13 protein-coding genes are annotated in these 13367 nt (G+C 60.9%); 7 read left to right on the top strand and 6 right to left on the bottom strand.

Going from position 1 to position 13367, the window contains the following annotated elements; all coding sequences use genetic code 11:
- Window positions 1-11: 11 nt before the first annotated feature.
- The 3 genes from trxA to BJD99_RS09150 form a co-directional block, all read right to left on the bottom strand.
- The gene (gene trxA / locus BJD99_RS09160) at window positions 12-389 is read right to left on the bottom strand and encodes a thioredoxin (RefSeq protein WP_084346531.1); all 378 of its coding nucleotides are present in this window, start codon (window positions 387-389) and stop codon (window positions 12-14) included.
- A 92-nt stretch (window positions 390-481) separates the two neighbouring features.
- Complete coding sequence (locus tag BJD99_RS09155) at window positions 482-1480, bottom strand: helix-turn-helix domain-containing protein (protein WP_084346530.1); 999 nt, start codon at window positions 1478-1480, stop codon at window positions 482-484.
- A 186-nt stretch (window positions 1481-1666) separates the two neighbouring features.
- Window positions 1667-2191 (bottom strand): 2'-5' RNA ligase family protein, encoded by a 525-nt coding sequence (locus BJD99_RS09150; protein WP_084346529.1) that lies wholly within the window; start codon window positions 2189-2191, stop codon window positions 1667-1669.
- A gap of 20 nt (window positions 2192-2211) precedes the next feature.
- Between BJD99_RS09150 and BJD99_RS09145 the strand changes: the two genes are divergently transcribed.
- The 4 genes from BJD99_RS09145 to BJD99_RS09130 all read left to right on the top strand — a co-directional run bounded on the left by BJD99_RS09145 (window position 2212) and on the right by BJD99_RS09130 (window position 6147).
- On the top strand, window positions 2212-3300 hold the full coding sequence (locus tag BJD99_RS09145) for an isocitrate/isopropylmalate dehydrogenase family protein (protein WP_084346741.1): 1089 nt from the start codon (window positions 2212-2214) through the stop codon (window positions 3298-3300).
- Between the two features lie 165 nt (window positions 3301-3465).
- Complete coding sequence (locus BJD99_RS09140; RefSeq protein ID WP_143542098.1) at window positions 3466-4380, top strand: ABC transporter substrate-binding protein; 915 nt, start codon at window positions 3466-3468, stop codon at window positions 4378-4380.
- 40 nt (window positions 4381-4420) lie between these two features.
- Window positions 4421-5389 carry an amino acid ABC transporter permease gene (locus BJD99_RS09135; RefSeq protein ID WP_084346527.1) on the top strand — a complete coding sequence of 323 codons (969 nt, stop codon included), beginning with the start codon at window positions 4421-4423 and terminating at the stop codon, window positions 5387-5389.
- Window positions 5390-5394: 5 nt separating this feature from the next.
- The gene (locus BJD99_RS09130) at window positions 5395-6147 is read left to right on the top strand and encodes an amino acid ABC transporter ATP-binding protein (RefSeq protein WP_084346526.1); all 753 of its coding nucleotides are present in this window, start codon (window positions 5395-5397) and stop codon (window positions 6145-6147) included.
- Here the strand turns inward: BJD99_RS09130 and BJD99_RS09125 are convergent.
- The gene (locus tag BJD99_RS09125; protein WP_084346525.1) at window positions 6144-7001 is read right to left on the bottom strand and encodes a class I SAM-dependent methyltransferase; all 858 of its coding nucleotides are present in this window, start codon (window positions 6999-7001) and stop codon (window positions 6144-6146) included. The genes BJD99_RS09130 and BJD99_RS09125 overlap by 4 nt on opposite strands.
- A 281-nt stretch (window positions 7002-7282) precedes the next feature.
- Here BJD99_RS09125 and rpsA point away from each other — a divergent pair, with 281 nt between their 5' ends.
- Window positions 7283-8761: a 30S ribosomal protein S1 gene (gene rpsA / locus BJD99_RS09120; RefSeq protein ID WP_084346524.1), complete on the top strand. Its 1479-nt coding sequence runs from the start codon at window positions 7283-7285 to the stop codon at window positions 8759-8761.
- Between the two features lie 176 nt (window positions 8762-8937).
- Here the strand turns inward: rpsA and BJD99_RS09115 are convergent, their stop codons facing one another.
- A complete protein-coding gene (locus BJD99_RS09115; RefSeq protein WP_084346523.1) occupies window positions 8938-9147 on the bottom strand; it encodes a hypothetical protein in 210 nt (69 codons plus the stop codon).
- A gap of 131 nt (window positions 9148-9278) precedes the next feature.
- On the opposite strand from BJD99_RS09115, the gene coaE reads away from it, so the two are divergent.
- Window positions 9279-10496, top strand: a complete 1218-nt coding sequence (coaE, locus tag BJD99_RS09110; RefSeq protein WP_084346740.1) for a dephospho-CoA kinase — start codon at window positions 9279-9281, stop codon at window positions 10494-10496.
- Here coaE and BJD99_RS09105 read toward each other — a convergent pair.
- Window positions 10493-11005: a DUF402 domain-containing protein gene (locus BJD99_RS09105; protein WP_179142277.1), complete on the bottom strand. Its 513-nt coding sequence runs from the start codon at window positions 11003-11005 to the stop codon at window positions 10493-10495. The two genes, coaE and BJD99_RS09105, sit on opposite strands and share 4 nt — an antisense overlap.
- 127 nt (window positions 11006-11132) lie before the next feature.
- Here BJD99_RS09105 and uvrB point away from each other — a divergent pair, with 127 nt between their 5' ends.
- A complete protein-coding gene (gene uvrB, locus BJD99_RS09100) occupies window positions 11133-13295 on the top strand; it encodes an excinuclease ABC subunit UvrB (protein WP_084346522.1) in 2163 nt (720 codons plus the stop codon).
- Window positions 13296-13367: the final 72 nt, after the last annotated feature.

The following is a 13367-nucleotide window of genomic DNA, read 5'->3' as shown; positions in this document are numbered from 1 at the left end:
TCAGGCCTGAATCATTCGGCTGGGGCGTCGGCTTTCTGCTCTTCGATCTGTGCCTTCACCACGTCCATGTCGAGCGCCTTGATCTGCACCACCAGATCTTCCAGTGCTGCTGCAGGCAGTGCACCCGGCTGCGCGAACACGAGAATTCCCTCGCGGAACGCCATGATCGTGGGAATCGACTTGATGTTGGCAGCGGCGGCGAGTCCCTGCTCTGCTTCCGTGTCCACCTTGGCATGCACCACGTCTGGATGCTCCTCGGAGGACTTCTCGAATGTCGGTGCGAACTGGCGACACGGACCGCACCAGGACGCCCAGAAGTCGACGAGTACCACGTCGTTGCCTCCGACGATGTCGTCGAAGTTCTGCTGAGTCAATGTCTGTGTAGCCACGCCTGCCCTTTCGTCGGTGTTTTCGTTCTCTAGAGTCCCTCAACGCACCACTAGGCCGAAAGCTTCCCGACCCTGCATGCTGCGCCCAGTTGTCAAGCCGGTTGCGGTGACGCGCGGAAGGTTCGCCGATAAGAATTGGGTGTCGTGCACCGCACACGCACGAAATGCTGACGCATCACCGCTGCGTTGCCGAACCCGACGCGTTCGGAGATGACATCCATCGACAGATCCGAATCTTCGAGTAGGTGCTGAGCTGCAAGAACCCGTTGGTCGTTGAGCCACCGGGCGGGAGTGGTCCCGGTCTCGGCTTGAAACCTGCGCGCGAAAGTCCGGGCAGACATGTTGACCCGCGCAGACAGTTTTTGTACCGATAGGTCGGCGCCGAGGTTCTCCGTCATCCAGTCCAGCAGCGGAGCAAGCGTTTCGATTTCGGTGGTGGGCAGCGGAGTGGTGACGAATTGGGCCTGCCCGCCGTCACGGTGCGGTGGCACGACCATGCGTCGAGCTATCCCGTTGGCAACCTTGCTGCCCTGCTCTTTGCGAACGATGTGCAGGCACAAGTCGATTCCGGCTGCGGTGCCTGCGCTGGTGAAGACATTGCCGTCGCCCACATAGAGAACGTCGCGGTCTACCTCGGCCAGCGGATACTCGGCGGCAAGCCTGGCCGAGTTGCGCCAATGCGTCGTACATCTTCGTCCGTCGAGAAGCCCAGCTTTGCCGAGCACGAATGCGCCGTTGCACAGGCTGGCGACGCCGGCGCCGCGTGCAACCGCGGCGCGCAACTTGACGAGCAGCGGCTCGATCGAGGCGTCGTACTCGCTGGTGCACAGGTAGCTGCCGTCCTCCGAGGAGTATGTGCCTCCAGCCGGAACGACGATCAGATCGGCCTCGTCGAGCTGTGACAGGTCATAGGGGACGTCGATGGTGAAGCCGAAACGGGTCCGGATGGGTTCGGCTACACCGGCGATGATCGAGAAGTCGTAAGTAGGTAGACCCTCGTCGGATCTGTCGAAACCGAAGACCTCGCATGCCACTCCGAGTTCGAACTGCTCGGTCAGCGGCAGGAGTGGCACGACTACTCGTTTCAGCACGAAACCAAGTATGGCAGAAAACCGAGGTAACGTGTCATAACCGCCACTGTTGCGCGATATCACCTGGCAGCAGGCTTGCCACATGACCATTGCACTGCTCATCCTGGCTGTTCTGACGGTGATCCACGGGGCGATATCCCTCGGATACTCTCCCGATACACACCGGGAGGAGAGCCAATTCGGTGACTACCGGTTCTGACGGACGATCCATTCGCGCTTGTCTTCGCCGTCCCACCGTCTCAACGCCGACGTGGTGCCGACGAGATCGGGTTGCGCAGAGTCGAGACGGAGCAGAGCCTCGGCCAGTTCGACGCGAGTCATGCGTCGTGCGAGTGTGACGTGCGGAGTCCACTTTCCCGGTGCGGTATGCGAACGAGAACCGTCCGCGTCGCCTACCACATCGGATACGCGCGCGTGGAGATCGATGAGTCTCCTCGACGGCACGACCAGTCGAGCCAGCGTCGCGTGTCTGCCACGGAAGACCACGAATGCACCAAGTCTGACGGGCATGTCGACCAGAAGGTATTCGTCGTGCACCCGGGTGTCGAACTCGTTCATCTCGTCGGCAACCGACAACGTGATGTGTGGACGATTCGAGATGCCCTTGTGCCTGCCTTGGCTGGGTAAGTCTGCCTCGAGTAGCAGTTGCCATTCCCGTCTGACGGCAGCGTCGAGCGTGTCGTCGAGGAGCAATTCCAATGACTGGACCATAGTGAGTCATGATGTCTCACATGGCGCACGAAGACGCTCGGACACTGAGAATCGGGTCGATGCTGGGCGACGGAATCGGGCACGAGATCGTGCCTGCCGCGATGCGCGTCGTCGACGCCGCAGTGGGCGCGGAGACTTCGCTGCGGGTCGAGTGGGTCGAACTGCCACTCGGACGGGAGGCGATCGACTCGCACGGAACACCGATCCCGGACTCGACGCTCGACGAGTTGGCGGCACTGGACTCGTGGATTCTCGGGCCGCACGACAGTGCGTCCTACCCTGAGCCCTTTCGTTCGCAGCTCACGCCGGGTGGTGTGGTGCGCAAGAAGTTCGACCTTTTCGCCAATATCCGTCCTGCGCGTGCATACCCGGACGTTCGGGCAATGTCACCGGAGATGGACCTCGTTATTGTCCGCGAAAACACCGAAGGCTTCTACGCCGACCGAAACATGTTCCTCGGTAGCGGGGAGTTCATGCCGACCCCCGACGTTGCACTCGCCGTCGGAGTCTTCACCCGTACCGCTTGCGAACGGATCGCGCGCGAGGCTTTCACGTTGGCGCGCGGGCGCCGCAAGCACGTCACCATCGTGCACAAGACGAATGTTCTGTCGATGACGACGGGTCTTTTTCGCGATGCCTGCCGAACCGTCGCCGTCGACTTTCCGGATGTCACCGTAGACGAGGAGCACATCGACGCCCTGGCCGCCCATCTCGTCAGGCGGAGTGCCGATTTCGACGTGATCGTCGCCGAGAACATGTTCGGTGACATCCTTTCCGATCTTGCCGGAGAGCTGTCCGGGTCGCTGGGAATGGCGCCGTCACTCAATTCCTCTGAGACTCGAGCGATGGCCCAAGCCGCCCACGGCTCGGCCCCGGACATCGCAGGCAAGAACCGTGCGAATCCGACCGCGTTGTTTCTCTCGTCCGCGATGCTGCTCGATTGGCTCGGTGATCACAGCGGCGACAATCGGCTTCGCCGTGCCGCCAAGCGCATCCGTCACGCGGTAGAGGGCTCCCTCGGCTCCGGAGTAGCTACGGCAGATCTCGGCGGCAGGGCATCGACGAGCGAGTTCACCGAGACCGTGGTCGCCAGAACCTTGCGTGTCTGAGCGACGCACAAGAGAATATGGCCGACCGGAAACGACGCCGTACGCTCGACCCCCGCGTTACTGTTCGATTACCTGCACTACATAGGTGACAGCTGTCGTCTAAGTTCGTATCTCTGGCAACATCGCACGCCGCGATGTCCTGTTTCGATTTCTGGAGGCATTCTCTTGTTTGCACGCTCGTATTCGAGGCCCGCGCGAATCATTCTGGCGCTCAGCGGCGCCGGGGCACTTCTGCTGACGGCATGCGCTCAGAACACCGAGGACGGAGGCGCTCCGGCCGCCGACGAGAAGACAGCGGTGGAGATCAGCGAGGTGGCCGAAGTTGCCGCGACGCTCCCGCAGAAGAACCAGGACTCCGGCACGTTGGTCGTCGGTGTCAACGTTCCTTACTCGCCCAACGAGTTCAAAGACGCCTCCGGCAAAATCATCGGTTTCGATGTCGACCTGATGGATGCCGTGGCAGGTGTTCTGGGAGTCACCGCCCAGTACGAAGAGGCAGACTTCGATCGGATCATTCCGTCGGTGCAGGCCGGAACCTACGACTTGGGTATGTCGTCGTTCACCGACACGAAGGAACGTGAAAACTCGGTCGACTTCACGACGTACTTCAACGCCGGCACTCAGTGGGCGCAGCAGGTGGGCGGCAAGGTCGACCCCACCGACGCGTGCGGTCTCAAGGTTGCAGTTCAGACGACGACGATTCAGGACCAAGAGGAAGTTCCGGCCAAGAGCGCAGCGTGCGTGACAGCGGGGAAGCCCGCCATCGACATTCTGAAGTTCGACAGCCAGGACGACGCGGCCAATGCTCTCGTTCTCGGACGGGTCGACGCCATGTCCGCGGACTCGCCCGTGACTGCCTACGCCATCAAGCAGACCGGTGACAAGCTCGAGGCCGCAGGTGAGGTCTTCGACTCCGCACCGTACGGCTACCCGGTTGCCAAGGGATCGCCACTTGCCGCGTCGTTGCAGCAGGCTGTCCAGTACCTCATCGACAATGGTCAGTACCAGACGATCGCGGAGAATTGGGGCGTCGAAGCAGGCGTTTTGGAAACGGCGCAGATCAACGGCGCAGTCAGCTGACGCACAACGTGGCTTCACTTTCTCGTCGAAAGGACTTCGTGTGACTGACTCGGCCTCGTCCGGCTCACCGATCGATCCGAGCACGGAACCGACGCCGATCAAGGCGATTCCGCTGCGTCACCCGGGACGGTGGGGCGCCGCAATCATCGTCATCGTTTTGTTCGGGCTCTTTGTGTACGGCGCCGCGACCAACTCCGCGTATGGCTGGGGCACCTACGGTCGCTACCTGTTCGATAGCAGGATCGGCAACGGTGTTTGGATCACGGTTCAACTGCTGGTCTATTCGATGGTGATCGCTGTAGTCCTGGGCGTCGTGATCGCTGTGATGCGGTTGTCTCCCAACCCGGTTCTCCGAAGTGCTGCATGGATCTACCTGTGGATCTTCCGCGGAACGCCGATCTACGTTCAGCTCACGTTCTGGGGCCTGGTGCCGGTCATCTACAAGAACATCGCGCTAGGCATCCCGTTCACCGTTCAGGTCGCCGAATTCAACCTCCAGTCGCTGTATTCCGCATTTTGGTTCGCGGTGATCGGCCTTGCGTTGAACGAGGCCGCCTATATGGCAGAAATCGTGCGGGCGGGCATCAATTCGGTGGGTGAGGGCCAGTTCGAAGCGTCGACGGCGCTCGGCATGACGTGGTCCCAAACCATGCGTCGGACGGTGCTACCACAGGCTATGCGCGTGATCATTCCGCCGACCGGTAACGAGGTCATCAGCATGCTCAAGACCACCTCGCTCGTTGTAGCCGTCCCGTTCAGCGGTGACCTCTACGGCCGCGCACGGGATATCTCTGGCGCGAACTTCGAGCCGGTTCCGCTACTTCTGGTCGCATCGACCTGGTATCTCGTCATCACAAGTGTGCTGATGGTCGGTCAGTATTTTCTCGAGCGTCACTATTCGAAGGGCGTGTCGCGAACCTTGACGAATCGTCAACTGCAGGCTCTCGCTGATGCGCAGGGCGGCAAGCCATTGATGGCGCCGCGTTCCTCCGAGGGTGGTGCGATGTGAGTCCCATGGTCAAGGCCGACCAGGTGTGCAAGAGCTTCGGTGCGCTACGGGTTCTCAACGGGATCTCGCTCGAAATCGACAAGGGCCAGGTCCTGTGCATGGTGGGGCCTTCGGGTTCAGGAAAGTCGACATTTCTGCGGTGCATCAATCACCTCGAGCAGGTCAATGCAGGCCGTCTCTACGTGGACGACGAACTGGTCGGGTACGAGGAGAAGAACGGCAAGCTCTACGAACTCCATCCGAAGAAGGCTGCCAAACAGCGCAGCGACATCGGTATGGTCTTCCAGCATTTCAATTTGTTTCCGCACCGAACGGCGCTCGAAAACATCATCGAAGCTCCGACTCAGGTCAAAAAGATCAAGAAGAAGGACGCGACCGCACGAGCTATGGAGCTCTTGGACCGGGTCGGGCTCAGTGAGAAGTCGGGCGCGTATCCGGCTCAGCTCTCCGGTGGCCAACAGCAGCGCGTTGCCATTGCGCGGGCCCTCGCCATGGATCCAAAGCTGATGCTGTTCGACGAGCCGACCTCAGCCCTCGATCCCGAACTGGTCGGCGAGGTCCTCGGTGTGATGAAGCAACTCGCCAAGGACGGTATGACGATGATCGTCGTCACCCACGAGATGGGTTTCGCACGGGAAGTTGCAGACCAGCTCGTCTTCATGGACGCCGGAGTGGTCGTGGAAACCGGGGAACCGCGGTCGCTGCTCGCGAACCCGCAACACGATCGCACCAAGCTGTTTCTGTCCAAGCTGCTCTAGTCGGGCTTCCTGCAGCTGAAGATAGCGGTGCCCGGAAAAAGTTGCCCACGGAGCGGACTCCACTGTCCCCACTCCTGATCGAGCCATTCGGGCCAGTCGGGTTCGATGATGTCGCGCACCTCGAGGCCTGCTGCAACGATTTCGCGGACCCGATCGCCGATCGTGCGGTGGTGCTCGACGTACGTAGGTGTGCCCTCGCTGTCGAACTCGACATACGGCGTTCGGTCGAAGTATGGAATGGACGCGGTCAACCCGGCTTCCCCCGGGTCATCCGGAAAGATCCATCGCATCGGGTGGTTGACGGCGAATACCCAGATTCCACCCGGTGCGAGGATTCGCGCGACCTCGGCCATCACGTTCGCCGAATCGGCGACGAAGGGTACCGCCCCGAACGCAGAGCAGGCGATGTCGAAACTTTCGTCCGCGAAGGGTAAAGACTCTGCGCTCGCCTGAATCAACGGCACAGTTGAGCCCCCGGCGGCCATCGCGTCGAGTCCCCGAGCAAGCATGCCCGCGGAGATGTCCAGACCGACGGCATGTGCGCCGTGAGCAGCCAGCCAGCGGGCGCACGGCGCTGATCCGCAGCCCACCTCGAGGATGCGCTTGCCGGATATCTCACCGAGGAGGTGGGCGTCACCCTCGTGTAGTCCCTCCGGGCACCAGATGAATTCGCCCTGCTCGGATCCGACACCGAGGAACTCGCCGTGAGTGCGGTGATACTCGTCCGCATCCGAATCCCACCACGAGCGGCTTGCTCGATCACTGGCCTGCGAGCTGAGCCTCCTGCGACCAGGGTGAATCGGTAACTGTGGTTCGGCCGGTGGGGTGTTTGGAGGGAGCGAACTATCGGTCATCGACGACACGTTAGTCGGGTTTGCCGCAGTGTGATCATCTCGCGTACCCTGTTGGACGCGAGTGTGTACATGCTGCGGGCCAGCGCTGATCGAGTGTCCGATTCTCGGATTCGAGAACAATGCCGGGTGCAGCGGTTCTGCAGAACCTTTTCGGGAACATTCTTGTCCGCCGTTTGTTCCACTGACTGGATCTACAGTTCAGCGCTTGTTCCAACACTCGTTTCACAGTCCGACCGAACATCCATCAACCGATACCCAACCCGTCCGGAGCAACTCAACACATGCCCTCAACTACTACCTCACCGCAGGTGGCCGTAAACGATATCGGCTCCGCAGAGGATTTTCTCGCGGCGATCGACGCCACGATCAAGTACTTCAACGATGGTGACATTGTCGAAGGCACCATCGTCAAGGTCGATCGTGACGAGGTCCTGCTCGACATCGGTTACAAAACCGAAGGTGTCATTCCTTCCCGCGAGCTCTCCATCAAGCACGACGTCGACCCCAACGAGGTCGTCTCCGTGGGAGATGCGATCGAAGCACTCGTTCTCACTAAGGAGGACAAGGAAGGCCGTTTGATCCTGTCCAAGAAGCGAGCTCAGTACGAGCGCGCTTGGGGCACGATCGAAGAGCTCAAGGAGAAGGACGAGGCCGTCAAGGGCACCGTCATCGAGGTCGTCAAGGGTGGACTCATCCTCGACATCGGTCTCCGTGGCTTCCTTCCCGCCTCGCTCGTCGAGATGCGTCGTGTCCGCGACCTCCAGCCGTACGTCGGCAAGGAGATCGAGGCCAAGATCATCGAGCTCGACAAGAACCGCAACAACGTGGTCCTGTCGCGCCGCGCATGGCTCGAGCAGACTCAGTCCGAGGTTCGCAGCGAGTTCCTGCACCAGCTCCAGAAGGGGCAGGTCCGCAAGGGCGTCGTCTCCTCGATCGTCAACTTCGGTGCATTCGTGGACCTGGGCGGCGTCGACGGACTCGTGCACGTGTCCGAGCTTTCCTGGAAGCACATCGATCACCCGTCCGAGGTTGTCGAGGTCGGCACCGAGGTCACCGTCGAGGTTCTCGACGTCGACCTGGACCGCGAGCGCGTTTCTCTCTCGCTCAAGGCGACTCAGGAAGATCCGTGGCGCCAGTTCGCTCGCACACATGCGATCGGTCAGATCGTTCCCGGTAAGGTCACCAAGCTCGTTCCGTTCGGTGCGTTCGTTCGCGTCGAAGAGGGCATCGAGGGCCTCGTGCACATCTCCGAGTTGGCCGAGCGCCACGTGGAGGTTCCGGACCAGGTCGTGGGTGTCGGCGACGACGCACTCGTCAAGGTCATCGACATCGATCTCGAGCGTCGTCGTATCTCGTTGAGCCTCAAGCAGGCCAACGAGGACTACGCAGAAGAGTTCGATCCGTCCAAGTACGGCATGGCCGACTCGTACGACGAGGGTGGCAACTACATCTTCCCCGAAGGCTTCGACTCCGAGACCAACGAATGGCTCGAAGGTTACGAGAAGCAGCGTGAAGAGTGGGAAGGCCGCTACGCCGAGGCTGAGCGTCGTCACAAGATGCACACCGCTCAGATGGAGAAGACAGCCAAGGACGAAGCTGCCGAGGCTGCCAACACCAACTACTCCTCGGAGTCGGGCCAGGCCCCTGCCGAAGCAGAAGGCGATGCTCCCGCAGCATCGGCTCCGGCTTCGACCGGTGGATCGCTTGCCAGCGACGCACAGCTTGCTGCGCTGCGCGAGAAGCTGTCGGGCAACGCCTGATAGAAGTAGTCCACCCGTAAGGGTGTGAGAGTATGCCCCGGTTCTGTACTTCAGAGCCGGGGCATTTCTTCGTTGATAGCGCGGGTCGAGTTACATCAGGACCCGTTATGCGCACGCAAAAATAGACCCGATCCAATGTGGATTCGGGCCCATTTTCAAATTCGATGGGGTCTGGCTCAGCCTGCGACGGCGGGACTCCACTGACCGACGGTGGATGTCCGCTTGCGCATGGTGGCGAAGCTGTGTCGAGCCGGGCTCAGCAACGTGGTGAACCAGTTTCGCCGATGGTCGGCCAACGCCAGGGCAATCTCGGGGATAAGCACGCAGTGAACACCCAAGTCCATGCCGAGACGGTGCCGACCCTGGTGGATCTGATTGCTTCGCATCGAAGGGTCCTTTTCGCTAGCAGTGGGTCGGCAGATATTTATCTCGCACGTCGAAGATAACGGACATGACGGTAAAGCTGGTGCATTTGGGGCTGGTGTGCTTCGGCGTGTTCGATGACAGACTGGACACCATGTTGAGACTCGGCCTCACCGGAGGCATCGGAGCAGGGAAGTCCACAGTGTCGAAGATTCTCGCGGGGCTCGGTGGTGTTTTGGTGGACGCCGACGTGATCGCGAGAGAAGTAGTCGAGCCAGGGACTGATGGCTTGGCGCAACTCGTCGACACATTCGGCGAGGACATTCTCGGGCCGGACGGAGCACTCGACCGTGCTGCACTCGCGGCCAAGGCATTTCGCGACGACGAGTCGCGAGGGAAACTGAATGCGATCGTCCACCCTCTGGTGGGGCAGCGAACCTCGGAACTCGTCGAGGGCGCACCCGAAGACGCAGTGATAGTTCAGGACATTCCGCTGTTGGTCGAGGGCAAGATGGGTGCACTGTTCCATCTCGTAGCCGTGGTCTACGTGGACTCGGAAGAGCGCGTGAAACGTTTGGTCGGGCAGCGGAAGATGATCGAGCAGGACGTCCGTGCACGGATCGCAGCTCAGGCGACCGATGACGCGCGACGTGCCGCGGCCGACGTCTGGATAGACAACAGTGGTGCGCCCGGTGATACCGAAGATGTGGCGCGCAGCCTGTGGTTCGACCGGCTCGTACCGTTCGAACGCAACATCCGTGAGGGCACCGTTGTCACTGCCCGCCCCACCCTCGTGGCGTCGGATCCAACATGGGCGGACCAGGCAGGTAGGTTGGTGGCCCGTATTGCGGTCGCCTGCGGAAGTGCAGCCGTTCGAATCGATCACATCGGATCGAGTGCTGTTGCCGATATGGAAGCGGTCGACACCATCGACATCCAGATCACGGTCACCGGCCTGGGCGTCGCCGACTCGCTGACAGAACCGTTGGGCCGGATCGGCTTTCCTCGCATCCAGCACATCGAATCGGACGATCCGAAGCCCGCGTACGGCATCGGGGGAGAAGCAGATCCCGCGGTGTGGGGCATGCGATTGCATGGAGCTGCCGATCCGGGCCGAACGGCGAACGTCTACATCAGGGTCGACGGCTGGCCGGCTCAACAGTTCGCGCTCGTATTTCGTGATTGGCTCCGCGCTGATCCTGCCGCCGCTGCAGAATACGTCGATATCAAGAGAAGAGCGGCCGCTGCCGCCGAGGGGATTACCGAAGATCAGGAAGCTGTCACCGCGTATAAGGATGCGAAGGCACCATGGTTCGATCGGGCCTACGCTCGTGCGTGGGAATGGGCCGAAAGAACCGGTTGGCAGGCCTAACGGGCAGCTTGCGGGCGCCACGTGGTCGGCATCCCGATCGATGCCAACCACGCGTCCAGGTCGTAGTCGAACCTAGCAAGTCCATCGATGGCCGTCACGGCACGGTGCATCGCAAGCTCGGCCGTTTCCGCGTCGAGGTGTTGCTCCACGCGTGCCTGCAGGAGCTCGTCCGCGTCGAGTAGGTCGAATCCGCGCCCGGTTCTCACCGTGATGTCGAGGTAATGGTCGGTCGACGTCCAGATGTGCGGCGCAGCTACGAATTCACCGATGTCGACATAGTAATTTTGATCACGTCGGTGTCCCGGTAGGTAGTGAAATATAGATGCACGTATTCCAAGGCTCGGGAGCAACCAGGACTGCAGATAGTCGAACTGGGGATGGTCGGACGGCCTGGCCATGTACAGACCCCAGGGCTCGGCCCGGTACTCGTCAACGGGGCGAACGACGCCCTTGGGGTCGGTGTTCGTCGACGCGTCGAGGTCGAAGTATTCGACTTTGGGGGCGTGCACGTGCACTCGAGTAGCCTCTGCGGCGTGTCCGTCCATGACTGACCAAGTTACCTGTTCGGTTCCAATCTGCACGGTCGAACGCAGCATCGCCTCGAACGTGTCAGTGGTCGCGTCTAACCTGTAAAGCATGGCCTTTGCATCCGAACATCCCGTGGTGGCTCACTCGGACTTCCGCCCCGTCGGAGACATCGAACGCACCGGGCCCGCATTCGAGGTCGTCAGTGAGTACGAGCCGGCCGGAGACCAGCCGGCCGCCATTGCCGAGCTCGAGCGCCGGATCAGGGCCGACGAGAAGGACATCGTGTTGCTCGGTGCCACCGGTACCGGTAAGTCTGCAACGACGGCTTGGCTCATCGAGAAGCTGCAACGCCCCACGTTGGTGATGGCCCCGAACAAGACCTTGGCCGCACAGCTCGCCAACGAGCTACGAGACATGCTTCCCAACAACTCGGTCGAGTATTTCGTGTCGTACTACGATTACTACCAACCCGAGGCATACATCGCTCAGACGGATACCTACATCGAGAAGGATTCCTCGGTGAACGACGACGTCGAGCGGTTACGGCACTCTGCCACGGCCAGCTTGCTCTCGCGGCGCGACGTAGTGGTTGTCGCGTCGGTTTCCTGTATCTACGGTCTGGGCACACCGCAGTCGTACGTCGATCGGTCCATCGAGCTGCAGGTAGGTGTCGAGGTTCCACGCGATGCCCTGTTGAGGCTTCTGGTGGATGTGCAGTACACCCGCAACGACATGGCCTTCACTCGTGGTTCGTTCCGGGTTCGAGGTGACACCGTCGAGATCATTCCCTCGTACGAGGAATTGGCGATTCGGATCGAGTTCTTCGGAGACGAGATCGAGGCGCTGTACTACCTGCACCCTCTGACCGGTGATGTCGTCCGTCAGGTGGACTCCGTCCGGATCTTCCCCGCCACGCACTACGTTGCTGGCCCGGAGCGTATGGAGAAGGCAGTCAAGAACATCGAGGCGGAACTCGAGGATCGGCTCGCCGAGCTGGAGGGCAAGGGCAAGCTGCTCGAAGCTCAGCGACTGCGCATGCGCACTCAGTACGACCTCGAGATGATCAAACAGGTTGGTTTCTGCTCCGGTATCGAGAACTATTCGCGGCACATCGACGGCAGAGGCCCAGGCACAGCGCCTGCGACGCTCATCGACTACTTTCCCGAGGATTTCCTCATGGTAATCGACGAGTCCCATGTGACCGTCCCTCAGATCGGCGCGATGTACGAGGGCGATATGTCCCGCAAACGCAACCTGGTCGAGTTCGGTTTTCGGTTACCGTCGGCGACGGACAACCGGCCGTTGACATGGGAAGAATTCACCCAGCGGATCGGGCAAACCGTGTACCTGTCGGCGACGCCCGGCAAGTACGAACTGGGGCAGACCGGTGGAGAGTTCGTCGAACAGGTCATTCGTCCCACCGGACTCATCGATCCCGCGGTGGTCGTCAAGCCGACCAAGGGGCAGATCGACGATCTCGTTCACGAGATTCGTATCCGTGCAGACAAGAACGAGCGCATCTTGGTCACCACATTGACGAAGAAGATGTCCGAGGACCTCACCGACTATTTGCTCGAGCTCGGCATCAGAGTCCGATACCTTCACTCCGACATCGACACTCTGCGAAGAGTGGAGTTGCTACGCCAGCTGCGGCTCGGGGAGTACGACGTTCTGGTCGGTATCAACCTCCTACGTGAGGGGCTCGATCTGCCGGAGGTGTCACTCGTATCGATTCTCGACGCGGACAAGGAAGGCTTCCTCCGTAGCGGCACCAGTTTGATCCAGACAATTGGCCGCGCAGCTCGTAATGTGTCCGGCGAAGTTCACATGTACGCGGACAAGATGACGGATTCGATGAAGTACGCCATCGAGGAAACCGATCGTCGGCGCGAGAAGCAGGTGGCATACAACAAGGAAAAAGGCGTCGATCCGCAACCACTTCGAAAGAAGATCGCGGACATCCTGGATCAGGTGTACGAGGAGGCCGACGACACCGACGAGTCGGTGGAAGTGGGTGGTTCCGGGCGTAATTCGAGTCGGGGTCGTCGTGCCCAAGGCGAGAAGGGGCGCGCCGTCAGTTCCGGCGTATACGAGGGGCAGGACGTCAAGTCGATGCCGCGGGCCGAGCTGGCAGCCCTGGTGAAGAACCTCACCGACCAGATGATGAATGCGGCTCGCGAGTTGCAGTTCGAGCTTGCAGGCAGGCTGCGGGACGAAATTCAGGACCTGAAGAAGGAATTACGCGGGATGGACGCAGCGGGTCTGAAGTAACGCGGATCCGGCCATGCCGTAGCCAACGCGCCGCGACCATGCCCTAGTAACGCGCCGCAACGAAGGGTCTGG

Origin of the sequence: Rhodococcus sp. 1163 (assembly GCF_002091985.1) — a bacterium.
Lineage (GTDB): Bacteria > Actinomycetota > Actinomycetes > Mycobacteriales > Mycobacteriaceae > Rhodococcoides.
This window is presented reverse-complemented; position numbering and strand designations above follow the sequence as displayed.

Coding starts and splice junctions, on each gene's coding strand:
- uvrB (WP_084346522.1), top strand. CDS start 11,133: ATGGCCTTTGCATCCGAACATCCCGTGGTGGCTCACTCGGACTTCCGC.
- BJD99_RS09125 (WP_084346525.1), bottom strand. CDS start 7,001: ATGACCGATAGTTCGCTCCCTCCAAACACCCCACCGGCCGAACCACAG.
- BJD99_RS09115 (WP_084346523.1), bottom strand. CDS start 9,147: ATGCGAAGCAATCAGATCCACCAGGGTCGGCACCGTCTCGGCATGGAC.
- coaE (WP_084346740.1), top strand. CDS start 9,279: ATGTTGAGACTCGGCCTCACCGGAGGCATCGGAGCAGGGAAGTCCACA.
- BJD99_RS09145 (WP_084346741.1), top strand. CDS start 2,212: ATGGCGCACGAAGACGCTCGGACACTGAGAATCGGGTCGATGCTGGGC.
- rpsA (WP_084346524.1), top strand. CDS start 7,283: ATGCCCTCAACTACTACCTCACCGCAGGTGGCCGTAAACGATATCGGC.
- BJD99_RS09150 (WP_084346529.1), bottom strand. CDS start 2,191: ATGGTCCAGTCATTGGAATTGCTCCTCGACGACACGCTCGACGCTGCC.
- BJD99_RS09130 (WP_084346526.1), top strand. CDS start 5,395: ATGGTCAAGGCCGACCAGGTGTGCAAGAGCTTCGGTGCGCTACGGGTT.